Origin of the sequence: Nonomuraea solani, from assembly GCF_900108335.1 — a bacterium.
Taxonomy (GTDB): Bacteria; Actinomycetota; Actinomycetes; order Streptosporangiales; family Streptosporangiaceae; genus Nonomuraea; species Nonomuraea solani.
This window is the reverse complement of record NZ_FNVT01000005.1, coordinates 73,610-97,263: the sequence shown is the minus strand read 5'-3', so window position 1 is coordinate 97,263 and position 23,654 is coordinate 73,610. Positions and strand designations below refer to the sequence as shown.

The window sequence follows — 23,654 nt, the reverse complement described above, 5'->3', positions numbered from 1 at the left end:
CAGTCCGGTACGAAAAGTGACCGCCCCGTTACAGAAGGGCGCCCATCCAGGATTCGATCTCGTCGGGGTGGCGGGGGAGCGCGGCGGACATCAGGGTGGCGCCGTCGGCGGTGATCACGAGGTCGTCCTCGATGCGGATGCCGATGCCGCGCAGCTCCGGGGGCAGGGTGAGGTCGTCGGGCTGGAGGTACAGGCCGGGCTCCACGGTCAGCACGTTGCCCTCCTCCAGCACGCCGTCCAGGTAGACCTCGGCCCGCGACTTCGCGCAGTCGTGCACGTCCAGGCCGAGCATGTGGCCGCTGCTGCAGAGCGTGTAGCGCCGGTAGAGACCCGTCTCCATGAGCGTGTCGGCCGACTCCTTCAGCAGGCCCCAGTCGCGCAGGCCGTCGCAGATGACGCGCATGGCCGCCTGGTGGAAGTCGCGGAAGCGGGCGCCGGGGCGGAGCGTGGCGATGGCCGCCGTCTGGGCCTCGTACACCAGCTCGTACGCCTGCCGCTGCACCGCGCTGAACCGCCCCGACAGCGGGAACGTGCGGGTCACGTCGGCGGTGTAGAGCGTGTCGGACTCGACCCCCGCGTCGAGCAGCAGCAGGTCGCCCTGGTTCAGCCGGCCGTCGTTGCGGATCCAGTGCAGCACGCAGGCGTGGGCCCCGGAGGCCACGATGCTGTCGTAGCCCGTCGCGTTGCCCTCCAGCCGCGAGCGCAGCCCGAACACGCCCTCCAGATACCGCTCGCCGCGCGGGTGGCCGAGCGCTCGCGGGAGCGCGCGCACGACGTCCTCGAAGCCGAGCGCGGTCGCGTCCACGGCCGACTGCAGCTCGCCTTTCTCCCACTCGTCCTTGACCAGCCGCATCTCCGACAGGAACGACTCCAGCTCGGCGTCGCCCTCACCGCGTGGCATCTGCGCGTCCACCGACGCGTCCACCCCGCGCAGCACCCGGGCCGGGCCCTTCGCCACCAGCTCGCGGATGTGGGCGCACTCGATCTGGTACAGCTCCGCCGCCTCGGCCAGGTCGGGGCGGGGACCGGCCCAGAACTCGCCGTAGCGGCGGTCGCGGTAGAACTCCTGGCCCTCGGCGCGCGGGGCGCGCGGCCTGACGTACAGCACGGCCTCGCCGGACGGCTCGATCACCAGCACGTCGTCCGACTCGCTCGCCCCCGTCAGGTACGAGTACGCGCTGTGCGGCCGGAACCGGTAGTCGCTGTCGTTGCTGCGCACCTTCAGCGTGCCCGCCGGGATCACCAGCCGCTCGCCGGGGAAGCGCTGCGCCAGCGCGGCCCGCCGCTTGGCCGCCCACGGCGCGATCGGCCGCGCGCTCACCTCAGCCCCATGGGTCTCTGCCCAGCCGGTCCGCATGAACGCGGCCAGCTCGTCGGTGACGGGCAGGTCATGGCTTCCGGTGTTGAGCGGCTCGGTCATTTGGCAGTCCCTGAGTGATTTTTCGGTTTTTGTACGGGATTTAGTACGGCAAGCAGCCTACGGGACCGCTTGACGCGGTCCCCACAAGGTTGTTTGCCTGGATGCAAGCTTGGAACACTGAGGGCAGAGGTGGTGCACATGCTCATCGGGACGATCCTTCGGGGCAAGGGCAGTGGCGTGACAACGGTGGCGCCAGAGGCGACCGTGCGAGACCTGCTCGCCGAACTCGCCGAGCACAACATCGGCGCCGTCGTCGTCTCATCGGACGGCGTCACCATCGAGGGGATCGTCTCCGAACGGGACGTCGTACGCCGCCTGCACGACCGCGGTGCCGCGATCCTGGACGAGCCGGTGTCGTCGATCATGACGACCGAGGTCCGCACGGTGGGGCCGGGCGAGAACGTCGACTCGCTGCGCCGCACGATGACCACGCAGCGCTTCCGGCACATGCCGGTGGTCGAGGGCGGCCGGCTCATCGGCATCGTGAGCATCGGCGACGTGGTCAAGAGCGCGATCGAGGAGCTGGAGACGGAGAAGGCGTCGCTGGTCGACTACCTCCACCGTTGACGCCGGCGTTGACAGGGGTGGGACCCTTGGTCCGTGATGTACGGGCCGCCTCCCCCCGACCATTCGCCGGTGCCTGAATACCCGCGGGCGACCAGCAGTCCGCCGATCGTCGTGCTGATCGCGGGGCTGGCCGCGCTCGTGGGCTTCCTGCTGGGGGTCTCCGTGGGGTTCGGCGCGGGCGAGACGTCGGATGAGCCCGCGCCCAGGGTCACGGTGACGGTCGACGACAGCCCGCCGCCCTCGGAGCCCACCGACCCGGCCGGAACCGCGCCGCCCGCGTCCACACCACCACCCGGCCAGTCGGACCCGGCCGCGACGCCACCGGGACAGACTCCGCCTGGACAGACCCCTCCGGGACAGACGCCCCCTGGGCAGACCCCGCCCGGGCAGACACCTCCGGGAAGCACTGGGAACACCGGGAACACTGGGAACGCTGGGAATACCGGGACCACCCCGCCCGCGCAGAGCACGCCGGGTGGTGGCACCGGCGGCGTCCCGACGTTCAACACGGCCTCCCTGCGCACGCTCGTCGTCGGCGCCGACATCCAGCCCGGCACGTACCGCACGACCGGGCCGACCAAGGGCTTCAGCATGTGCTACTGGGCCAGGATGCGCAGCGCCGACGGCGACATCATCGCGACCGGCATGCCGACAGGCCCCGCCACCGTCACCATCCAGGCCACGGACAAGGTCTTCCACACGGGCGGCTGCGCGGAGTGGACCAAGGCCTGATGCTTTTATGCGTCAATTCCTGGACAACGGCGCATAAACGCGCAATTCTGTCGGGCGAACAGAAGGGAGGGCACGCCCGAAGCGTGCTGGCGTGACGCCCTGCGGCTATGGGCCACGCCACTCCGGCGCCCCTGGCAGGGCGCGGGCGGAGAGTGTGGAACAGCGCGCATCGCCACCGATCCGAACCGTTCTTTCGTTCGTGAGGAGTGACCTTGCGTCTTCCCGTTTTCGTCTCCGTGCTGCTCGCAGCCGCCTTCCTGGCCCCCGCCCCGGCGCGGGCCGAAGTCAAGGCGGCCGCCCTTCCCGCGCCGGTCGCCTGTAACGGCTGCTGGAAGCCCGCGCTCAACACCAGTTGGGACTGGCAGCTCATCTCGCTGCCGAAGAAGCCGTACGTGAACGTGCAGATGTTCGACATCGACGGCTTCGCCGCCGCCGACGGAGTCATCGTCAAGTCCCTCAAGGCCGACAAGCCGGGCCGCCGCGTCGTCTGTTACATCAGCGCGGGCTCGTACGAGGACTGGCGCCCCGACGCCGGCCGGTTCCCCGCCTCGGCCCTCGGCAAGCAGCTCGACGACTGGGAGGGCGAGCGCTGGCTCGACATCCGCCAGCACACCGGCAGGCTCGGCGACATCATGAAGGCCCGGCTCGACATGTGCAAGGCCGCCGGGTTCGACGCCGTGGAGCCCGACAACGTCGACGGCTACACCAACGACACCGGGTTCCCGCTCACGGCCGCCGACCAGCTCGCCTACAACGCCTGGTTCGCCAACGAGGCGCACAAGCGGGGCATGTCGGTCGGCCTGAAGAACGACGTCGAGCAGATCCCGCAGCTCCTGCCGTACTACGACTTCGCGGTCAACGAGGAGTGCTGGGAGCACTCCGAGTGCACCACCGCCCAGAACGGCAAGTACGGCTACGACCAGTTCGTCAAAGCGGGCAAGGCCGTGTTCCAGGTCGAGTACAACCTGGCCACCTCGACGTTCTGCGGCAAGTCCAACGCCCAGAACTTCAACTCGCTGAAGAAGACGTACGACCTGGACTCGTACCGGGTGGCCTGCCGCTAGAACCGGCGTTTGCACTGGTAGGGCGGGCGTAGGAGGATGCGCTCAGCCCACCAAGGAGGAAGTCATGTCGGTGTTGCGGAGCTTCGTGGACAGTGTGCGCAGCGGGGCGATCGAGGTGATCGACCTCACCGCGCCCCTCACCTCGGAGACGCCGATCCTCCAGTTGCCCGAGCCGTTCGCCAACGCGATCCCCTTCAGCCTTGAGGAGATCAGCCGCTACGACGACCGCGGCCCTGCCTGGTACTGGAACGACATCCACACCTCGGAGCACACCGGCACCCACTTCGACGCCCCGATCCACTGGGTCACCGGCCGCGACGGCCAGGACGTCTCTCAGGTGCCCGCGCGCAGCCTCATCGCGCCCGCGGCCGTGCTCGACTTCGCGGCCGAGGCGTCGAAGGATCCCGACTTCCTCCTGCGGATCGACCACGTCAAAGAGTGGGAGCGGGTCAACGGCCCGCTCCCCGACGGCGGCTGGCTGCTCTACCGGACCGGCTGGGACGCCCGCTCCGCCGACCAGGCCGCCTTCATCAACGCCGACGAGAGCGGGCCGCACACGCCCGGCATCTCGGTGGAGTGCGCCGAATGGCTGGCCACCGAGACCCCGATCCTCGGGCTCGGCGTCGAGACCGTCGGCACCGACGCGGGCGCGGCCCACTCCTTCGACCCGGCCTTCCCGTGCCACTCCTTCCTGCTCGGCGCGGGCAAATACGGCCTGACCCAGCTCCGCCACATCGACCGCCTGCCCGTGACCGGCGCCGTCGTGGTCGCGCCGCCGCTGCCCATCGTGGGCGGCTCCGGCAGCCCCGTGCGCGTGCTGGCCCTGGTCGAACGTTGATCGTCGCCGAGGCCGTCGGCCGGGCGCTGGCCGCCTGCGGCGTCTCGACCGTCTTCGGGGTGGTCGGCAGCGGCAACTTCCACGTCACGAACGCGCTCGTGGCGCAGGGCGTACGCTTCGTCGCCGCGCGCCACGAGGGCGGGGCCGCCACCATGGCCGACGCCTACGCCCGGATGAGCGGCCGCGTCGGCGTGGTGTCGGTGCACCAGGGGCCGGGGCTGACGAACGCGATGACGGGGGTGGCGGAGGCGGCCAAGAGCCGTACCCCGCTGATCGTGCTCGCCGGCGAGGCCACGGAGATCCACTCCAACTTCCACATCGACCAGTCCGCCCTGGCCACGGCGGTGGGGGCGGTGGCGCTGCGGGTCACGGGACCGGAGACCGCGGCGGCGCGGGCGGCGGAGGCGTACCGGGTCGCCGTCACGGAACGCCGCACGGTCCTCCTGAACCTGCCCCTCGACGTCCAACTGACCCCCTGCGACCCACCCCCCTCCGCCACCTCGCGGCCCGCCACACCAGCGTCCGGCCTCCAGCCGTCCCCGGCCTCGCCGTCCGGCGCTTCGTCGTCCGGCGTTCCGTGGGCCGACGCCGAGCCGTCGGCGGCGGAAGTGGTGGAGTTGGCGCGGTTGCTCGGGGCGGCCGAGCGGCCGGTGTTCATCGCCGGGCGGGGTGCCCGGCACGCGCGGCGAGAGCTGGAGGAGCTGGCCGACCGCACCGGGGCGCTCCTGGCGACCTCGGCGGTGGCCAAGGGGCTCTTCCGCGGCAGCCCATGGGACCTCGACGTCTCCGGCGGGTTCGCCACGCCGCTGGCCGTGGAGCTGATCCGCGACGCCGACCTGATCGTCGCCTGGGGCTGCGCCCTGAACATGTGGACCACCCGGCACGGCACACTCATCTCGCCCGGCACGAAGGTGGCGAAGGTGGACCTCGACCCGGCGGCGCTCAAGACGCACGTGCCCGCCGACGTGGGCGTGACAGGCGACACGGCCGTCGTGGCACGCTCACTCGCCGACCGCCTGAAGAGCGCGGAGAACCCGGAGAGTCCCGGCTCCCGTTCTCCGGAGCTCGCGCGCCGGATCCGGGATGAGGGCCGCTGGCGGGCGGTCCCGTACGAGGATGAGGGCGACGGCGAGAGGATCGACCCCAGGACGCTCACCATCGGCCTCGACGACCTGCTGCCGAAGGACCGCATCGTCTCCATCGATTCCGGAAATTTCATGGGATATCCCTCGATGTTCCTGGATGTCCCGGACGAGGGCGGGTTCTGCTTCACCCAGGCGTTCCAGTCGATCGGTCTCGGCCTGGCCACCGCCATCGGCGCCGCCGTGGCCCGCCCCGACCGGCTCCCGGTGGCGGCCCTCGGCGACGGCGGCGCCCTCATGGGCCTGGCCGAGATGGAGACCGTCGTCCGCCTGGCCCTGCCCATGGTGATCGTGGTGTACGACGACGAGGCATATGGCGCCGAGGTCCACCACTTCGGCCCGCACGGCCACCCGCTCGGCACCGTCACCTTCCCACCGGCCGACTTCGCCGCCATCGCCAGAGGCCACGGCTTCACCGCCGTCACGGTCACCCGGCGGGCCGACCTGACGGGCGTGGCCGAGTGGCTCGAAGGGCCGCGGGACCGCCCGCTGCTGGTGCACGCCAAGGTGACGAGGGAGCGCAGCTCCTGGTGGCTGGAGGAGGCGTTCAAGGGCCACTGACGGGGTGGCGTAAGGGGCGCCTCTCAAAGGCCCCAGGCGGTCAGAGTTTGCGTACGGTGCGGGCCTCCTCGGCGGCGGCGAGCACGTCGGGCAGAGGCAGGCCCGCCCCCGCCGCCACCGCCCCCGCGATCGCCCCCTCCACGAACGGCACGTCGGCCACCACCACCCGCCCGTCCTCCGCCAGCAGCCGGGCGGTCAGCACCGAGCTGCCCAGGTCGGGGATGAGCACTACGCCGTCCCCCTGATCGACGCTGCGCATGGCCCGCTCGATGACGTCCACGCTCGTGCCCAGCGTGCCGTCCTCCATCCCTCCGGCCGCCGCCATGGGCGCCTCGGTGCCCGCGATGCCCCGCGTCAGCGCCACCGCCTCGGCCGCCAGCCCCGCGCTGTGTGAGACCAGCACCAGCCCCACCATCACGCCGCCACGGAAGCCAGCGCGGCCATGATCAGCGCCGCCGACGCCGCCCCCGGATCCTCGTGCCCGACACTGCGCTCACCCAGGTAACTGGCACGCCCCTTGCGAGCCTGCAGCGGGATCGTGGCCGTCGCGCCCTCGGCCGCCGCGCGGGCCGCCTGGTCGAGCGCCTCGCGCACCGTGGCCCCGTCCTTCACGGCCAGGGCCAGCGCGCGGGAGGCCGGGGCCAGCGCGTCCACCATGGTCTTGTCGCCCAGCGCGGCCTTGCCCAGCCGCTCCACCGCCACCACGCCGCCCTCGAACGCCACGGAGAACCCCGCCAGGGTCACCGGCGACTCCAGCACCTTGCCCATCTGCCGGAACACCGACCCGTACAGCGGCCCGGAGGCGCCCCCGACCCGGCGGATCAGCGTCACGCCCGCCACGGTCAGCACCTGGGCGGGCGTCTCCGGCGGGGTGCCGGCCAGCGCCTTGCACACCTCGCTCAGCCCCCGGTCGAGGTTGGTGCCGTGGTCGGCGTCGCCGATCGCGGCGTCGAGTTCGGTCAGCCGGTCGCGGTCTTGGCGCACCAGCCTGGCCGCCTCCTCGAACCAGGCCACGAACACGTCGGTGTCCATCAGCGCCCCCACCGCAGCGCGGGCGTCTCGACCGGCGCGTCCCACAGGCGGGTCAGCGTCTCGTTGAGCCGGCACACCGATACGGAGAAGCCCTGCATGTCCAGACTTGTCACATAGTTGCCCACGAGCGAGCGCGCCACCCGCGCCCCCTTGCCCTTGGCGTAGGCGGTCACCTCGGCGAACACCACGTACAGCTCCATGAGCGGCGTCCCGCCCATGCCGTTCACCATGACCAGCAGGTCGCCGCCGAGCGGCAGGTCGCCGTGGATCGCCTCCATCGCCAGCCCGGCCAGCTCGCGGGCCGGCGCCAGCGGCACCCGGGCCCGCCCGGGCTCGCCGTGGATGCCGATGCCCAGCTCCACCTCGGTCTCCGGCAGGTCGAAGGTCGGCTTGCCGGCGGCGGGGGTCGTACAGGAGGTCAGGGCGATGCCGAAGGACCTGCTGCGCTCGTTCACCTCGCTCGCCACGGCGGCGACGGCGGCCAGCGGCGCGCGCTCCTCGGCCAGCGCGCCCGCGATCTTCTCCACGAACAGCGTCCCGCCCGTGCCTCGGCGCCCCGCCGTGTAGAGGGAGTCCTGTACGGCCACGTCGTCGTTCACCAGCACGCTGACCACCTCGACGCCCTCGGCCAGCTCACCCGCCATCTCGAAGTTCAGGACGTCGCCGGTGTAGTTCTTGACGATGTGCAGCACCCCGGCGCCGCCGTCCACCGCCTGCGTGGCCTCGATGATCTGGTCGGGCACCGGAGAGGTGAAGATCTCGCCGGGGCAGGCGGCGTCGAGCATGCCGTACCCGACGAAGCCGGCGTGCAGCGGCTCGTGCCCGGAGCCGCCGCCCGAGACGAGGCCGACCTTGTCCGGCGCCGGACCTGCGGCCCGGTAGACCACCCGCTCGCTGATCCGCAGCGAGGGGTGGGCCGCGGCCATGCCGTTCAGCGCGTCCTCAACGACGGAGTCTGCCGTGTTGATGAGCTTCTTCATGGTCAAAACATCTGCCCGTTTTCACGACCGCGCAAGCGTCGTAGCGTGGGCGGGGTGGATGTCGTCTACAACCCCTACGACCGCGCGGTGAACGACGACCCGTACCCGGTCTACGCGCGTATGCGTACGGAAGCGCCTCTCTATCACAACGCGGACCTCGGCTTCTGGGCCCTGTCCCGCCACGCCGACGTCTCGGCCGCGCTCACCGACAGCGCCCTGCTCTCCAGCGACCACGGCCCCCTGCTCGACCCGGGCGCCTCGGGTCCCCACGCGCGTACGTTCCTGTCGTTCGTGGCGATGGACCCGCCCGAGCACACTCGCATGCGCGCCGCCATCTCCCGCGCCTTCACGCCGCGCCGGGTCGCCGCGCTCGAACCCATGATCAGGCAGATCGCGCGCGACCACATCGAGCCGGCCGTCGAACGGGGCACGTTCGACTTCGCCCGCGACATCGCCGCCAAGGTGCCGCTCGACGTGATCTCCGAGCTGATGGGCGTGCCGCCGGCCGAGCGGGCGGGCGTGCGCCGCCGTTCCGACGCCCTGCTCAGGTACGACCCGGCCGGCCAGATGTCCGACGAGGGCGTCAAGGGCATCCTCTCGCTCGGCGACTACTACCGCTCGATCGTCGTCGAGCGCCGGGCCGCGCCGCGCGACGACCTCGTCTCCGCGCTCGTCGCCGACGGCGAGCTGACCGAGGACGACCTGGTGGCGTTCCTGTTCCTGCTCATCGGCGCGGGCGCCGAGACGACCACCCACCTGCTCTGCGGCGCCTGGTACTGGGCGTGGCGCAACCCCGTCCAGCGCGCCGCCGCCTTCGGCGGGGCGATCGGGGCCTGGGTGGAGGAGTCGCTGCGCTACGACACGCCCGCGGCCGGCGTCGCCCGCCGCCTCACCCGCGACACCGAGTGGTACGGCACCACCGTCCCCAAGGACGCCAGGGTGTGGATCCTGATCGCCTCCGCCAACCGCGACGAGACCGTCTTCCCCGACCCCGACGTCTACGACCTCGGCCGCGACACCGGCAAGGCCATCAGCTTCGGCGCCGGCCGCCACTACTGCCTCGGCGGCCCGCTCGCCCGCCTGGAGGGCCGGGTGGTGCTGGAGGAGCTCACCGCGTGCGTCGCACCCGACTACGACATCGACAGGTCGCTCATCCGCAGGACCGTGCACGGCAACGTGCGAGGCATGGTGAGTCTCCCGACTACCGTCAAACCGGCCTGAGTAGGCTACCTTCTGGTCATGGCTGAGATCGTGTACCCGCCGGTGATCGCCGCCGCGCGGACCCTCTTTCGCGTGCTGGACCTGCGCTTCCACATGGAGGGCACCGAGCACGTGCCGCGCACTGGGGGAGCGGTGCTGGTGAGCAACCACATCAGCTACCTCGACTTCATCTTCGCCGGGTTCGCCGCGCTGCCGTCGAAGCGGCTGGTGCGCTTCATGGCCAAGCAGGACGTGTTCGAACACCGCGTCTCCGGGCCGCTGATGCGCGGCATGCACCACATCCCGGTCGACCGGGGGGCGGGGGCGGGCTCGTACGCCACGGCGCTGCGGATGCTCAAGGCCGGTGAGGTGGTGGGCGTCTTCGCGGAGGCGACCATCAGCCGGTCGTTCACCGTCAAGGACATCAAGAACGGCGCCATCCGGATGGCCCAGGCCACCAACACGCCGATCATCCCGGTGTCGCTGTGGGGCAGCCACCGCCTGTGGACCAAGGGCCGGCCGCGCAAGCTGCTCCAGCGCCACGTGCCGCTCACCATCCTGGTGGGCGAGCCGATGCACCCGAAGCGGGGCGAGAACGTCAACGACCACACGGCGGACCTGCACGCGCGCCTGTCGGAGCTGACCGACCGCGCCCAGCGGACCTATCCGGAGATCCCGCCGGGGGTTTGGTGGCAGCCCGCCCATCTCGGCGGCACGGCGCCCACGCCCGAGGAGGCGGCCGCCATGGACGCGGCCGAGGCCGAGGCGCGGGCCAAGAAGGACTGACCCCGCTCGCCGCACCCCACCCCTGGGGTGCGGCTTCGAAGGTGGCGAGGCGGGTCAGATGGCCGTCTGGTAGGTGCTGGCGCGCATGCCCGCCAATAAACCGGCCGTCTGCTCCGGCGTGTAGCGGCGGACCGGGTCGTGGTGCAGCAGCCCCTCGACGAGGGGCCGCATCACGCCGGCCCGGCGGGGCGGCGGGTAGGGGCCGCTCCTGGCCATGCCGAGCACCGTGGCGGCGTCCTGGCCCGGATAGGGCGGCTGGCCCTCGATGGCGCTGTAGAGGGTGGCGCCGAAGGACCACATGTCGGCCTCCTTGCTGGCCGGCCCTCCGTGCAGCCGCTCGGGCGCCATGAAGGCGGGCGTGCCGCGCAGCCGCCGCGAGGTCGTCATCCGGATGTCACCCTCGGCGGTCGCTATGCCGAAGTCGGTGAGCACCACCCGGTCGCCGGTCAGCATGACGTTGGCGGGTTTGACGTCGCGGTGCAGCACACCGGCCTGGTGGGCGGTGCGCAGCGCCGCGAGCAGGTGCTGGCCGATGGCCGCCACCGACTGCGCGGGCAGTGTGCCCACCTGGGAGAGCAATTGATGCAGTGAGAGCCCGTCAAGGTATTCCATGACGATCCAGAGCTTTCCGCCCTCTTCGATCAAGTCATGGACCGTGACGATATTGGGATGCGTCAGCCCAGCAGCCATCCTGGCCTCACGCAGCACCCGGCGGCGCACCATCTCGACCTCACCGGTCAAGGTCAGCTCCTTTAGCGCCACCGTACGGTGGAGGAGCTGATCGAACGCACGCCAGACGACGCCCATACCCCCACGACCGGCCTCCTCGTTCAGGAGGTACCGTCCGCCGATCTCCCGCATACCATCCCCTCAAGCTCGGGGATAATCATGTCACCTCAGCACCAGCCGTAGGGTGCCTAACGTGATCTGGATATGTCGGAAAGTGTAGGTTGGCTGGTCAGAGGCCCAGAAATTCGATCTGACAAGGCGCGCCACACGAGTCCGACTGCTGCCAAACATACTCCAGTGGCGCCGATCAGGACGGCCGCGAGCCCGGCGAACTCGGCCACCACGCCCCCGAGAGCGGCCCCCAGCGGCATCCCGCCCATGCCGACGAGCCGGTATGCCGAATTGACCCGGCCGAGCATCTCCGGCGGGATCAGCCGCTGCCGGGTCGAGATCACCAGGACGTTGCCCGCCGCCCCCACCAGCCCCCACAGCACGGCCGTCGGATAGAGCGTCCACGGCGAGGGCACGAGCACCGGCACCAGGAGCAGCACGCTGGTGGTGAGCCAGGCTCCCACGAGCGTCCTGGCCTCACCGAAGAGGCTCGCGGCCCGGCCCGACAGCAGCGAGCCGAACACCGCCCCGGCCGCGAAGGCCGTGGTCATCAGGCCGTACTCGCCCGGTTCCAGCCCGATCATCGACCCGTCGCCCACGGCCCACAGCACGAAGACGGCGAAGTAGGCGGCGTTGGCCAGGTTGAGCAGCCCCGCCGTGACGGCCAGGCTCCGCAGGACCCGGTGCGACCACAGGTAGCGCAGCGCCTCGCCGATCTCGTGGCGCAGCGGCCGGCGACCGGCGGGGGAGGCAGGCAGCCGGTACGCGCCCCGCATGCCCAGCAGGAGCAGCCCCGCGGCGGCGTACAGGAGGGCGGGGGCGCCGAAGAGCGCGGCGGGCAGGGCCACGACGAGGAGCCCGGCGGCGGGCGCGCCGACGAAGTCGTTGCCGATCATCTGGGCGGTGGACACGCGCCCATTCGCCTGGGTGAGCCGCTCCGGGGGGACGGTCATCGGAAGTACGGACTGCGCCGACAGGTCGGCGAACACCTCGCTCACCCCGGCCAGCAGCACGGCCGCCAGCAGCAGCCACAGGTCCAGCAGCCCGTACGCGGCCAGGACGGTGGCGGCGGCCAGGATCCCGGCCCGTGCCAGGTTGGCCACCACCATGACCCGCCGCCGGTCGAGCCGGTCGGCCAGCGCGCCCGCGTGCAGCGCGAGCGCCAGCCACGGGAGCGTGGCCGCCGCGCCGACGAGCGACACCAGCGTGGGGGAGCGGGTCATCGACACGGCCAGCAGCGGCGCGCCGATCTTCAGCACCCCGTCGGCCAGGTTGGACAGCCCCGTGGACGACCACAGGAACCCGAACGAGCGCCCGAGCATGGCTCACTCCGATAGTGTGTAAGGAAAAGTGTGCATAGGTTTCTTTGCAAAGATAGGCGTGCACAGTATGGCAGGCAAGAGTTTCTCCGCTCGTACGCTGGACGAGAACGCCCTGAAGTCCTTCGCTCACCCGCTGCGACTGCGGATCTACGAGTTGCTCGACGAGCACGGCCCCTCCACGGCCACCCGGCTCGCCGCCCTGCTCGGGCAGAACACCGGCGCGACGAGCTACCACCTGAGAGAGCTGGCCCGGCACGGCATGATCGAGGTCGCGCCCGAGATGGGGCGGGGGAAGGAGAAATACTGGCGCATCACCCCCGGCGGCTTCTCCTACGGCGAGCGGCCCGGCGATCCGGAGACGGCGAGCGCGATGGAGCTCCTGCTCGACGACCTGGTCCGCCAGCGCGGCGCCGAACTGGCCAGGTGGCGGCAGGAGATGGACACGGCGCCCGAGGAGTGGGCCCAGGCCGGCGCGTTCGGGCGGCGGTCGCTGCGGCTCACGGCGGAGGAGACGGAGCGGATGAAGGACCAGGTGTTCGAGGTGCTGGAGCGCTATCGGGCGCTGTCGGACGGCAGGGACCCGGCCGCGGCGGAGGGCGCGGCCACCGGCCACGTGGTCGTCCACTTCGACGTCCTGCCGGTGGGCACGGTAGCCGCCCCGGAGTGACCGCCGGTCAGGGGTGCCGGCCGCGATCGCAGCCTAGGGATTTCCCTAGGTCCCGCCCCGAAGCGGGCCCTTCACCCGACGCCATAGTCTCCTTCGGCACCGGCCCTTTTCCGAGCAGTCCTCATACTGGCGAAGGAGTCGATCATGGCACGCGACACCGGCACGACGGCGGCGGCCGGATCATGACCCTCCGACCGGCGCCGGCCTCCTGGAACGATCCAATCCATGGGCCCGGCCGTCCGGTCCGGAAGATGATCCGGCGGCTCCCGGCGTGCCGTGGGCGAACTCATGGGCGGTCGGCGGGGGCTCGCCCGCCGGGCGCGTGCCGAGGTGCCGGGCGCGGCGCCGCCGTCGGAGCGGGCAATGTTCGGCGGCGCCGTTGCCCTTTGGTGAAGAGTTCCGGGTCCGACCGGACATAGGACCCGGATGGCAGCGCCCTCGTTCCGGGCTGGAGGGACGAGGGCCGCTGCTCAGAGCCGCTAGGCTCCGGTCAGCAGAGTGAGCGCGCGTTCGGCCAGGCCGTCGGGGGCCGTCTTCGGGGAGCCGGCGTCGAACGGCGGCCGCGGGTCGTACTCGATCGCCAGTTGCACCAACTGCGCCGTCTCCACGTCGCGCGCCCGCGCGAGCAGGGTCAGCGCCATGTCGATGCCCGCCGACACCCCCGCCGCCGTCACGATCTTGCCCTCGGTCACCACGCGCTCGGCGGCCGGTGAGGCGCCGAAGCCCGTCAGGGCGTCCAGGAACGCCCAGTGGGTGGTCGCCTTCAGACCCGTCAGCAGCCCGGCCGCGCCGAGGATGAGCGAGCCGGTGCACACCGAGGTCGTCCAGCGGGTGTGCTCGTGCGCCCGCCGGATCCACTCCAGCAGCGGCTCGTCGGACAGCGCCTCCAGGGTGCCGGGACCGCCGGGGACCACGATCACGTCCGGTGCGGGCAGGCCCGCGTACGAGGCCGTCGCGAGCAGGGTGAGCGTGCCCTGGTCGTCGACGACCGGCCCGGCCTCGGCGGCCACGAACGTGACCGTGCAGCCCGGCGCGACGGACAGCACCGTGTACGGCCCGACCGCGTCCAGCGCGGTGAACCGGGGGTAGAGCAGGATGGCGACGTGCACGGGTCATCTCTCCTTCGTCTGGAACCGGCGGCGATGATCGCCCGGTGAGATCCGCCAGTGCCGCCTGAAGACGCGGTAGAGCGTCTCCGGCGTGCCGAGCCCCGACTCCCTGGCCACGCTGTCCAGCGGGAGGCCGGTGACCTCCAGGAGCCGTCTGGCGGTTTCGGCGCGGCTGCGTTCGACGTACCGGCCGGGTGAAAGACCGGTCTGCTCGGTGAAGACGCGTGAGAAGTGGCGCTCGCTCATGCCGACGCGCCCGGCGAGCGCGGGGACGCTGAGGTCGGCGCCCGGGTTCGCGTCGATATAGCCCTGCAACTCCCTGAGCGGCTCGCTGCGCGGCGTCAATGCGCGCATGGGAGTGCTGAACTGGCTCTGCCCGCCCGGCCGGTGCAGATACACCACGAGGCCGCGGGCGACGTCGCGGGCGAGCGCGTGGCCGTGGTCCCTGGCCACCAGCGCCAAAGCGAGGTCGACGCCGCTCAGGACGCCCGCGGAGGTCCAGACGTTGCCGTCCTCGATGTAGAGGGGGTCGGCGTCCACCTCGACGCGCGCGTAGCGGCTCTTGAGGTCGGCGGCGGACAGCCAGTGCGTGGTGGCCCGCCGATGGTCCAGCAGCCCGGCCTCGGCCAGCAGGAACGCGCCGTTGCACACGGAGGCGACCCGCCGGGCCCGCGCGGCCAGCCCGGCGATCGCGCCGATGAGCTCCTTGTCGGCCAGGTGCTCGGGCACCGAGAATCCGCCGGCCACGAGCAGCGTGTCGATCGGGCCCTCGACCTCGGTGAGCGCCGTGGCCGTCACCGCGACGCCGTTGTGCGCGGCCACGGCGCCGGCCCGCGGGGCGGCCACCTCGACCCGGTAGCCGCCGCCGGGCGCGATCAGGGCCGCGGTGCCGAACACGTCGGCGGGACCGGCCATGTCGAGCAGCTGAAAGCCGGGGAAGACGACGATCAGGACTCGTCGTTGCATGCTTTCATGCTGGTCGCGGGCCCGCCGTGGCGTCAATGACACGAATATTGCACATTACGCCACGGCGGTTCCGAGCGAGAGTCAGCCCATGTGCGGGTAGCGGTGGTCGGTCGGCGGGACGAACGTCTCCTTGATCGTACGGGCGTTCACCCAGCGGATCAGGTTGAAGATCGAGCCCGCCTTGTCGTTGGTGCCCGAGGCGCGGGCGCCGCCGAACGGCTGCTGGCCCACGACCGCGCCCGTCGGCTTGTCGTTGACGTAGAAGTTGCCCGCCGCGAAGCGCAGCCGGTCGGAGGCCGAGGCGATGGCGTAGCGGTCCTGGGCGATGATCGAGCCGGTCAGCGCGTAGGGGGCGATGCCCTCCATCTGGTCGAGCACCGTGTCGAAGTCGCGGTCGTCGTAGACGTGCACGCCGAGGATCGGCCCGAAGTACTCCTTGACGAAGATGTCGTCGGCCGGGTCGGCGCACTCCAGGATCGTCGGCTTGACGAAGTAGCCGACCGAGTCGTCGTACGAGCCGGTGAGCACGTCGATGTTGGCGGCCGCGCGCGCCCGGTCGATCGCCGCCTTGTGCTTGGCGAACGCCCGGTCGTCGATGACCGCGCCCATGAACGTCGACAGGTCGGCCGCCACGTCGCCCACGGTCAGCGACTCGGCCACGGAGACGAAGTCGTCGCGCATCCGGTTCCAGACCGAGCGCGGCACGTACGCGCGGGAGGCGGCCGAGCACTTCTGCCCCTGGTACTCGAACGCGCCCCTGATCAGCGCCGTCGACAGCACGCCCGGGTCGGCGGACGGGTGGGCGAGCACGAAGTCCTTGCCGCCGGTCTCGCCGACCAGGCGCGGGTAGCCGTGGTAGGAGGCGATGTTGGTGCCCACGGTGGCCCAGAGGTGCTGGAACGTCGCGGTCGAGCCGGTGAAGTGGATGCCGGCCAGCGCCGGGTGCCCGAGCGCGACCTCGGAGACGGCCTGCCCGTTGCCGGTGACCAGGTTGATCACGCCCGGGGGCAGCCCGGCCGCCTCCAGCAGGCGCATCGTGAAGTGCGCGGCGAACTGCTGGGTCGGCGACGGCTTCCAGACAACGACATTGCCCATCAAAGCCGCAGAAGTCGGCAAATTTCCGGCGATGGCGGTGAAGTTGAACGGCGTGATCGCGAGCACGAAACCTTCGAGCGGCCGGTACTCCATCCGGTTCCACACGCCCGGCGACGACACCGGCTGGTCCGCGTAGAGCTGCCGGGCGTAGGCCACGTTGAAGCGCAGGAAGTCGATCAGCTCACAGGCCGCGTCGATCTCCGCCTGCTGCGCCGACTTCGACTGCCCCAGCACGGTGGCCGCGTTCAGCGTGGCCCGCCACGGGCCCGCCAGCAGGTCGGCCGCCTTGAGGAAGATCGCGGCCCGCTCGTCGAACGACAGCTCCCGCCAGGCGGGAGCAGCCCGGAGGGCGCTGTCGACGGCGTCCCGCACGTCCTGAGCCGTAGCGTCGTTGGTACGGCCCAGGACGGAGGCATGGTTGTGCGGCTGCACCACGTTGATGGGGGCGCCACCGCCGAGGCGCTGCGCGCCGTCGATGGTCATGGTCAGGTCGAGCGACGACCCGGCCAGCTCCTTGATGCGGTCTTCCAGCGCGGACCGCTCGGCACTGCCCGGCGCGTAGCCGAGAACGGTCTCGTTCGCGGGCACGGGCACGTTGCTGATGGCATCCATTTACTTACCCCCAAGGGCACGAAGGAAGAAGGCGACGTTGGCGGGGCGCTCCGCGAGGCGGCGCATGAAATAGCCGTACCAGTCGTCGCCGTAGGGGACGTAGACGCGGACCGTGTGGCCGGCCCCGGCGAGGGCCTCCTGCAGGTCGGTCCTGATTCCGTAGAGCATCTGGAACTCGTGGTCGCCGATCGTCCGCCCGAACCGGTCGGCGAGCAGCTCCGTGATCGCGATCATGCGGTCGTCGTGCGTCGCCACCATGGGGTAACCGTTCCCCGCCATGAGGATCCGCAGGCATCGCACGTACGCCTTGTCGACGTCGGTCCTTCCCTGGTGGGCGACGGAGGCGGGCTCGCGGTAGGCGCCTTTGACCAGCCGTACGCGCGATCCCTCGGAGGACAGGTCGTGACAGTCCCGCTCACTGCGGAACAGGTACGCCTGGATGGCGACGCCCGTGGCCGGGTGGTCCTCGCGCAGCTTGCGCAGGATCGACAGCGTGGAGTCGACCGTGGTGTGGTCCTCCATGTCGAGCGTGACGGTCGCGCCGCTCGCCGCGGCGGCGGCGCAGATCTCGCGGGCGTGCTCCAGCGCCATGGCGTCGTCGAGCCGCTGCCCGACGGCCGACAGCTTCACCGACACCTCGCCGCGGTCGCCGAGCCGCAGCGGCTTCAGCGCCTCCAGCAGCGTGATGTACGCCCGCGCGGTGGCCTCGGCGGCACGCGCGTCGAGTGTCTCCTCGCCGAGGTGGTCCACGGTCACGGCGAGCCCGGTGTCGCGCAGCCGTTCGATGGCGTTACGGGCCTCCTGGGCCTGTTCGCCCGCGACGAACCGCCGCACTACCTTCTTGGTGAGCGGGAAGCCTGAAACGGAGCGGCGCACGACCCCGCTCCTCGAAGCGGCGAGCAGCAGTTGACCCAGCATGGTTTCAGTCTAGAAAGCCCAGCTCAGAGGGGGCCATCGACGCGCGTAACGCCGGGTGTGGCAGGCTGTCGTACAAATGCACAACACGGCAGACCTACAAGAGATCGTCGACGAGATCGCCGCCCGCCTGGGGGCGTCCGCGACGCTGGAGGACCGCTCGTTCCGGCTGCTGGCCTACGGAGCGCAGCACGGCGACATCGACACGGTCCGCCAGGAGTCGATCCTGCGCCGGCGCGCCACCGGAGAGGTGCGCGACTACTTCGAACGCTACGGCATCGCCAGGGCGAACGGCCCGGTCAGGATCCCCGCCGACGCCGAGCTCAAGGTCCTCGCCAGAGTCTGCTGGCCGCTGCGCCACACCGACGTCACCTACGGCTATCTGTGGCTGCTCGACTCGGGCGAGCTGACCGACGAGATCCTGCGGGCCGCCGCGCCGCTCGTCGCCAGGGCCGCCGCCGCGCTCGCCCAGGAGGCCAGGAGCAGGCAGGATCTCGGGCGCGGCCTGCGCGCCCTGCTCTCCGCCGACCCGGAGGAGCGCGCGGACGCCTCCATCGAGGTGCCGGGCCCGGTCGCGGCCGTCGCCGTGCGCGAGTCGGAGGAGCGGGTGGCCGCCCTCTGGACACTCCCGCGCGGCGTCCTGGCCCGCACGGGCTCGCCGGTCGCCCTGCTCGCCCCCGCCCACCTCGCGGGGGAGGTGGCGCAGACGCTCCAGAGCGCGTACGGCACCGCCGCCGGCCTCGGCGCCCCCAGGACCGACCCGGCCGACGCCTGGCTGAGCTGGCGCGAGGCCCGCCAGGCCCTGCGCGTCGCCGAGCACTTCCCCCGCTACGCCCCGATCGCCCGCTGGGAGGACCTCGGCGTGCACCGCCTGCTGGCCCGGCTGAGCCAGGCCGACCTGCGCGAGCTGGCCGGCGAGACCGCCTCGCTCGACACCGAGCTGGCCCAGACCGTGGAGGTCTACCTCGACCGCGGCGGCCACGTCCAGAAGACCGCCGCCGAGCTGGGCATCCACCGCCAGACGCTCTACTACCGGCTGGGCAAGGCCGAACGCCTCACCCACCGGGACCTGTCGGACGGCGACGACCGCCTGGCCGTGCACCTGGGCCTCAAGGCGGCCCGGCTCAGGACGCTCGACAGACCCTGACCCCTGCTTTTGCAAAATTCTCACTCGGGTAACAGCCCGTCCGAGGCGTACGAGTCGTGCGAGTCGTGCGAGTCGTGCGAGTCGTGTGGGGCGCCGAGCAGCGTGCGCGTCAGGGCCTCCTGGCCGCGCAGCATCTCCTCCAGCGCGGCCGTCAGGTGCTCTCCGCTCACGTCCTCCGACCCGTCGTCCAGCGACTCCAGCACCGCCCGGCGCAGCAGTTCCTTGAAGAACGAGGCGGTCATGCCGTCCGTCCTGTCCACCAGCCGCTCCAGGTCGGCCTCCGGCAGCCGCGCGGCCCCGTACAGGCGCAGCAGCGCGTGCCGGCAGCGCGCGTCCGGCCTGGGCACCTCCACGGCCAGGTCCACCCGGCCCGGCCGGTTCGCCAGGGCGTGTTCGAGCGTGTCGGCCCGGTTCGTGGTCAGCACGAACGTGACGTCGGCGTCGGCGCCGATGCCGTCCATCGCGTCGAACAGCGTGAACAGCAGCGGGCTGCCCTCGTCCGAGAGACTGCGGTCCATCGCGACCAGGTCCACGTCCTCCACGACCACGATGGCCGGCTGCAGGCGTCTGGCCAGGGCGGCCGCCTCCGAGACGAAGCCCATCGCCGTACCGGCCATGACCACGATCGTCACGCCCGGCAGGCGGCCCATCAGGTAGCGCACCGTGTGGGTCTTGCCCGTTCCGGGCGGGCCGTGCAGCAGCAGGCCGCGCTTGAGATGCTGGCCGCGGGCCAGCAGCGCCTCGGCGTGCCGGCCGATGCCGACCACGTGCCGGTCGATCGTCTCCAGCACCCCGTCGGGCAGGATCACCTCGCCGGGGCCGAGCGCCGGGCGCGGCAGGAACGTCACCAGGCTGTTGCCCCGGTGCTCCGAGACGCCGAACGTGAGAATCTGGCCGCGCAGCGCGTCGTTCGCGCGCATCAGCCGCTCGATCTCCTCCCGGGCGGCCGTCGCGCTCTCCCGTGACGCGGCGATCACCTCGACCCTGGAGCCCTCCCTGCCGAACATCTCGGCGGGCCCGCGCAGGACGATCACGGCGGGCGCCCCGTCCGGCGCCGTCGTCGTGGCCAGGCCGAACGTCACGACCTCGATCGTCTCGTCCGGGCCGACGGCCGTGGTGGCGTAGTCGACGGCGCCGACGTCGTAGCGGTCATAGCCGTGGGCGGCCACGGTCAGCAGGTCGATCGTGTCGTTGTGCTCGCGGCCCTGACCCGACACGCCGAACCAGTCCGCCCCGCCCCTGGCGGCGAGATAGGCGTCCACGCCGCGCTGCAGGCTCGCGTGCTCCCAGTCCCTGAACGTCTGCGTGACGCACACCAGGTCCCGCAGCGAGCAGGACAGGTGCCCGGTCACCCTGGCCACGAGGTCGGGGACCGGGCGGGACTCGTCGATCAGGGTGACGGCCTCGTTGAGAAGCTTCTGGAGAGAGCGCGCCAGCGATCGTGCCTCATCGATCTCCATGCGGGCCACACTGGCACACTTCGCTGGCCCTGCACATGGCGCCTTGAACATGACGCCTTGAACATGGCGCCGGCAGGCGGCTGATGCCGCCTGCCGGAGTATCTGGTCTTCTAGGCGCAGGCCGCCTCGTAGACCCGGACGAGTTCCTGGCTGACCCGCTCCCAGGAGTAGCGCGAGCGCGCCCGGTCGGCCCCGGCGTAGCCGAGGGCGGTCCGCAGGGTCGGGTCCCACAGCAGTTCGCGGGCCAGCCGAGCGGTGCGCGCCGGGCGGTCCGGCGGCACCAGCAGGCCGGTGACGCCGTCGATCACGGAGTCGAGGTGCGCGCCCACGGCCGAGGCGATCACCGGTACGCCGCAGGCCATGGCCTCCAGGGCGACGATCCCCGTACCGGCTTCGCGCGGCACCGACACCACGGCGTCCGCGCTGCGCATGAGCTTCGGCACCGCGGCCCGCTTGACCTGGCCGAGCAGCGTCACCCGCTCCGAGACGCCGAGCTGCTCCGCCAGCGCGCGCAGCCGGCGCGCGTCTCTGTCCTGCTCGAGGTCCTCGGGCTCGGGCCCGCCGGCGATGACCACCTCGACGTCGTTGAGCCCCTGCAGCGCCCGCACGATGGTGTGCGCGCCCCGGTCGATCGAGAGCGGCCCCACGTGCAGCAGGCGCTTGCGGGTGCCGCGCGTCGCGATCGCGCCGCGGCGCTGGAAGCGCTCGGTGTCGACGCCGTAGGGCACGATGGCGATGTTGGTACGCGGTACGCCCAGTCGGATCAGCGCCGACTCCTCGTCGCCCGAGCCGGCGATCACGGCGTTGGCCCGGCGGCCGAGCGCCCGCTCCAGGTCCAGGCGCGCGGCGTCGACCGTGTGGAACGTCTGCGTGACGGGCACGTCGAGGCCCTTGGCCCCGGCCACGGCGACCAGTCCGCCGGTCCACGAGTGCGCGTGGATCACGTCGGGCCGCTCCTGGTTCCATCGCCGCATGAGATGGTGGCCGACATCATTGAGGTACGGCACCACTTCGTCGGGCGACAACTGCCTGGCGGGCCCCACTTCGATGTTCTCCAGCGTGACTCCCGGGGCCACCCGCGTCTTGGGCTTGCCCTCGGCGTTGTCACGACGGGAGTAGATGGTGACGTGGTGCTCGCGGCCCAGTTCGCGTGCCACCGACATGATGCGGTGGCGCTGGTTGCCGTTGGCGGAAGCGACGATCGCGATATTCATGGCACACCTCAGCGTGGGAAAGCCTCAAAGGTGTGCCTGCGTCTTAGGCACGTCGTTCTGTGTACTGACCATACCCAGGTTTTCCTCGATCGCAAACCCCCGCAGATCAGACACCTCGGATCGCGAACACCACGATCTCGTCCCAGACCTGGCCGCCCGAGAACGCGTGCCGATCGGCCTCCACCGCCTTGACCACGGTGGACGGCGCCTGACCCGCGCATCTGCCGAGCACGTCGGCCAGCCGCTCGTCGCCGTACGGCTCACCCAGGTCGTTCCTGGAGGAGACCAGGCCCTCCGAGTAGAACACCAGCGTCTCGCCCGCGGCGACCGTCAGCGTCTGCACCTCGGTCTCGGCCTCGGGGGAGATGCCCAGCGGCACGCCGCCGCCCGCGGCGAAGCGCACGGCGCCGTCGGCCTGCAGCAGCGCGGCCGGATGGTGCCCGGCCGACGACAAGTGGATCTTGCGGCCCTTCACGAACCCGGCCACGGCCATCACGAACATGCCGGTGCCCTGCGTGACCAGGGCCTCGTTGACCTTGCGCATCACCAGATCGGGATCGTTCTCCCAGACGCTGAGCACGCGCAGGCCGCCGCGTACGAGGGCGCTGACCGAGGCCGCCTCCTCGCCCTTGCCGGCCGCGCCGCCCAGCGCGAAGCCCCAGCCGCCCGAAACGGGGAACACGTCGTAGAACTCGGCACCCACCGACGCGCCGGGGTGGTAGATGGCGGCCGGCTCGTAGCCGGGGATGTCGGGCAGGTTGCGCGGGGCGACGCTGGCCGACAGCGCGTCCGCCGCGCGGGAGCGGCTCTGGAAGCTGGTCTGGGCGCGTACGGCCAGGCCGAGCTGCGCGCCCACCTCCTGCATGACGGCGAGGTCCGCCAGGGTGAACGGCGGCCTGTCGTGCGCGCGTACCAGCGTCAGAACGCCGTCGGAGCGGCCGATCGGCACGCTCATCATCGAGCCCGCGCCCATCGCGGTCAGCAGCGGCCCGTCGGCGCAGAAGCCGAGCAGGCTCTCGTCGTCCACCATCTCCTGTACGACGCCGGAGCCGCGCTCCAGCACCTGCAGCACGACCTGGCTGGACGCCGGGGCCGTGGACTCGACCTGACGGACGAGATCGCCCAGCGGATGGTTCTTGGGCGCCACGACCACCGAGCGGTGCGGCGCGCCGTCGCGCACCATGTCGGCGATCACCCAGTCGGCCCATTCGGCCGCCAGCAGCCGGGTGGTCCGCGGCAGTGCGACCGGACGCCGCAGGGCCTCCTCGTCGAGCAGCAGCGAACCCATCTTGGCCAGCAGATCCTGCCGCTTGGCCGAGGCCAGCAGCAGCGCGCCGTCGGACTGCTCGGGCCGCCGCGCGCCCGGCTCGGGCAACTGCACCTCGGTCGGCAGCGCCACCGCCGCCACCATCTGCTGCGGCTCGCCCGGCATCGTCAGCCGGGTCAGCGCGATCTGCACGGTGTGCGTACGCCCCTGGTGCGCCAGCCGCGTCTCGAACGACGAAGGCTGCCCGGTCTGCAGCACCGACGTCAGATGCGAACGGAACGCGGCCCGCCGCGACACGTCCACGAGCAGCGGGAACGACCGGCCGACGAGGTAGCCGTCGGGACTGCCGAGCACCCGGGAGGTCTCGGGGTTGATCCGCCTGACCACGCCGCCGCCGTCGATGACGATGACGGGCACCGGAAAGGCCCGGAACACCTGGCGCAGCAGCTTCAGCTCCCGCTGCGTGCCGTCTTTCTTGCCCCCCGCTCGTTTGGGGGCCTTGCGCAGCTCTTCGCGGGCCTCGGCCAGCAGCTCGGCGGCGGTGTCGAGTTCGGCCAGCGCCGCGTCCAGGGTGGGCGCGAGGTCGGCTGGGTAGGCGGTCCTCGCCTCACGCAGTGAGGAGACGCGCCCGGCCAGCGCGTCAAGCGCGTGTTCGAGGTCCGGCATGGTCATGGTCTGACGCTACGCCACGCGGGATAATGCTAGCCATAAGGGGTAG

Annotated in this window: 22 protein-coding genes; 9 read left to right on the top strand and 13 right to left on the bottom strand. The window is 71.6% G+C overall.

All coding sequences use genetic code 11. The features are described 5' to 3' along the window. Nucleotides 1-28: 28 nt before the first annotated feature. Complete coding sequence (locus C4V41_RS20140) at nt 29-1,420, bottom strand: aminopeptidase P family protein (RefSeq protein WP_103957450.1); 1,392 nt, start codon at nt 1,418-1,420, stop codon at nt 29-31. 138 nt (nt 1,421-1,558) lie between these two features. On the opposite strand from C4V41_RS20140, the gene C4V41_RS20135 reads away from it, so the two are divergent. The 5 genes from C4V41_RS20135 (at nt 1,559) to C4V41_RS20115 (ending at nt 6,324) form a co-directional block, all read left to right on the top strand. Continuing rightward, on the top strand, nt 1,559-1,987 hold the full coding sequence (locus C4V41_RS20135) for a CBS domain-containing protein (protein ID WP_103957911.1): 429 nt from the start codon (nt 1,559-1,561) through the stop codon (nt 1,985-1,987). Between the two features lie 69 nt (nt 1,988-2,056). Then, nucleotides 2,057-2,719 carry a hypothetical protein gene (locus tag C4V41_RS63045; RefSeq protein ID WP_200824110.1) on the top strand — a complete coding sequence of 221 codons (663 nt, stop codon included), beginning with the start codon at nt 2,057-2,059 and terminating at the stop codon, nt 2,717-2,719. A gap of 212 nt (nt 2,720-2,931) precedes the next feature. Further along, the gene (locus C4V41_RS20125; protein ID WP_200824109.1) at nt 2,932-3,783 is read left to right on the top strand and encodes an endo alpha-1,4 polygalactosaminidase; all 852 of its coding nucleotides are present in this window, start codon (nt 2,932-2,934) and stop codon (nt 3,781-3,783) included. A gap of 64 nt (nt 3,784-3,847) precedes the next feature. After that, nucleotides 3,848-4,621, top strand: coding sequence for a cyclase family protein (locus C4V41_RS20120; RefSeq protein WP_103957448.1), 774 nt, complete (start codon nt 3,848-3,850; stop codon nt 4,619-4,621). Next, a complete protein-coding gene (locus C4V41_RS20115; RefSeq protein ID WP_103957447.1) occupies nt 4,618-6,324 on the top strand; it encodes a thiamine pyrophosphate-binding protein in 1,707 nt (568 codons plus the stop codon). The genes C4V41_RS20120 and C4V41_RS20115 overlap by 4 nt, the downstream gene beginning before the upstream one ends. A 40-nt stretch (nt 6,325-6,364) precedes the next feature. Here C4V41_RS20115 and C4V41_RS20110 read toward each other — a convergent pair whose 3' ends face one another. From C4V41_RS20110 to dhaK, 3 genes are read right to left on the bottom strand one after another with little or no spacing between them, the layout of a single operon-like run. Beyond that, nucleotides 6,365-6,739 (bottom strand): PTS-dependent dihydroxyacetone kinase phosphotransferase subunit DhaM, encoded by a 375-nt coding sequence (locus tag C4V41_RS20110; protein WP_103957446.1) that lies wholly within the window; start codon nt 6,737-6,739, stop codon nt 6,365-6,367. After that, on the bottom strand, nt 6,739-7,356 hold the full coding sequence (gene dhaL, locus C4V41_RS20105; protein ID WP_103957910.1) for a dihydroxyacetone kinase subunit DhaL: 618 nt from the start codon (nt 7,354-7,356) through the stop codon (nt 6,739-6,741). Before dhaL ends, C4V41_RS20110 begins: the two co-directional genes overlap by 1 nt. Continuing rightward, entirely contained in the window at nt 7,356-8,336 is a 981-nt protein-coding gene (dhaK, locus tag C4V41_RS20100) for a dihydroxyacetone kinase subunit DhaK (RefSeq protein ID WP_103957445.1), read from the bottom strand. Before dhaK ends, dhaL begins: the two co-directional genes overlap by 1 nt. 54 nt (nt 8,337-8,390) lie before the next feature. Between dhaK and C4V41_RS20095 the strand changes: the two genes are divergently transcribed. Further along, nucleotides 8,391-9,557 carry a cytochrome P450 gene (locus C4V41_RS20095; RefSeq protein ID WP_235030261.1) on the top strand — a complete coding sequence of 389 codons (1,167 nt, stop codon included), beginning with the start codon at nt 8,391-8,393 and terminating at the stop codon, nt 9,555-9,557. A gap of 18 nt (nt 9,558-9,575) precedes the next feature. Continuing rightward, on the top strand, nt 9,576-10,322 hold the full coding sequence (locus C4V41_RS20090) for a lysophospholipid acyltransferase family protein (RefSeq protein ID WP_103957444.1): 747 nt from the start codon (nt 9,576-9,578) through the stop codon (nt 10,320-10,322). 54 nt (nt 10,323-10,376) lie between these two features. Here the strand turns inward: C4V41_RS20090 and C4V41_RS20085 are convergent, their stop codons facing one another. Both C4V41_RS20085 and C4V41_RS20080 read right to left on the bottom strand, forming a co-directional pair. Then, on the bottom strand, nt 10,377-11,183 hold the full coding sequence (locus C4V41_RS20085; RefSeq protein ID WP_103957443.1) for a serine/threonine-protein kinase: 807 nt from the start codon (nt 11,181-11,183) through the stop codon (nt 10,377-10,379). A 56-nt stretch (nt 11,184-11,239) separates the two neighbouring features. Continuing rightward, nucleotides 11,240-12,484: an MFS transporter gene (locus tag C4V41_RS20080; protein ID WP_103957442.1), complete on the bottom strand. Its 1,245-nt coding sequence runs from the start codon at nt 12,482-12,484 to the stop codon at nt 11,240-11,242. A 67-nt stretch (nt 12,485-12,551) separates the two neighbouring features. On the opposite strand from C4V41_RS20080, the gene C4V41_RS20075 reads away from it, so the two are divergent. Further along, nucleotides 12,552-13,151 carry an ArsR/SmtB family transcription factor gene (locus C4V41_RS20075; protein WP_103957441.1) on the top strand — a complete coding sequence of 200 codons (600 nt, stop codon included), beginning with the start codon at nt 12,552-12,554 and terminating at the stop codon, nt 13,149-13,151. A gap of 479 nt (nt 13,152-13,630) precedes the next feature. Here C4V41_RS20075 and C4V41_RS20070 read toward each other — a convergent pair whose 3' ends face one another. From C4V41_RS20070 to C4V41_RS20055, 4 genes are all read right to left on the bottom strand, one after another. Further along, entirely contained in the window at nt 13,631-14,260 is a 630-nt protein-coding gene (locus tag C4V41_RS20070) for a DJ-1/PfpI family protein (RefSeq protein WP_103957440.1), read from the bottom strand. Nucleotides 14,261-14,263: 3 nt separating this feature from the next. Next, nucleotides 14,264-15,226: a GlxA family transcriptional regulator gene (locus C4V41_RS20065; RefSeq protein ID WP_103957439.1), complete on the bottom strand. Its 963-nt coding sequence runs from the start codon at nt 15,224-15,226 to the stop codon at nt 14,264-14,266. 81 nt (nt 15,227-15,307) lie between these two features. After that, nucleotides 15,308-16,933 carry an L-glutamate gamma-semialdehyde dehydrogenase gene (pruA, locus tag C4V41_RS20060; RefSeq protein WP_103957438.1) on the bottom strand — a complete coding sequence of 542 codons (1,626 nt, stop codon included), beginning with the start codon at nt 16,931-16,933 and terminating at the stop codon, nt 15,308-15,310. Further along, the gene (locus C4V41_RS20055) at nt 16,934-17,851 is read right to left on the bottom strand and encodes a proline dehydrogenase family protein (protein ID WP_103957437.1); all 918 of its coding nucleotides are present in this window, start codon (nt 17,849-17,851) and stop codon (nt 16,934-16,936) included. Nucleotides 17,852-17,927: 76 nt separating this feature from the next. On the opposite strand from C4V41_RS20055, the gene C4V41_RS20050 reads away from it, so the two are divergent. Next, nucleotides 17,928-18,995, top strand: coding sequence for a PucR family transcriptional regulator (locus tag C4V41_RS20050; protein WP_103957436.1), 1,068 nt, complete (start codon nt 17,928-17,930; stop codon nt 18,993-18,995). 20 nt (nt 18,996-19,015) lie between these two features. Here C4V41_RS20050 and C4V41_RS20045 read toward each other — a convergent pair whose 3' ends face one another. The 3 genes from C4V41_RS20045 to C4V41_RS20035 form a co-directional block, all read right to left on the bottom strand. Then, nucleotides 19,016-20,455: an AAA family ATPase gene (locus tag C4V41_RS20045; protein WP_103957435.1), complete on the bottom strand. Its 1,440-nt coding sequence runs from the start codon at nt 20,453-20,455 to the stop codon at nt 19,016-19,018. A 110-nt stretch (nt 20,456-20,565) separates the two neighbouring features. Further along, nucleotides 20,566-21,669 carry a glycosyltransferase gene (locus tag C4V41_RS20040; RefSeq protein ID WP_103957434.1) on the bottom strand — a complete coding sequence of 368 codons (1,104 nt, stop codon included), beginning with the start codon at nt 21,667-21,669 and terminating at the stop codon, nt 20,566-20,568. A 106-nt stretch (nt 21,670-21,775) separates the two neighbouring features. After that, complete coding sequence (locus C4V41_RS20035; protein ID WP_235030260.1) at nt 21,776-23,608, bottom strand: SpoIIE family protein phosphatase; 1,833 nt, start codon at nt 23,606-23,608, stop codon at nt 21,776-21,778. Between the last annotated feature and the right edge of the window lie 46 nt (nt 23,609-23,654).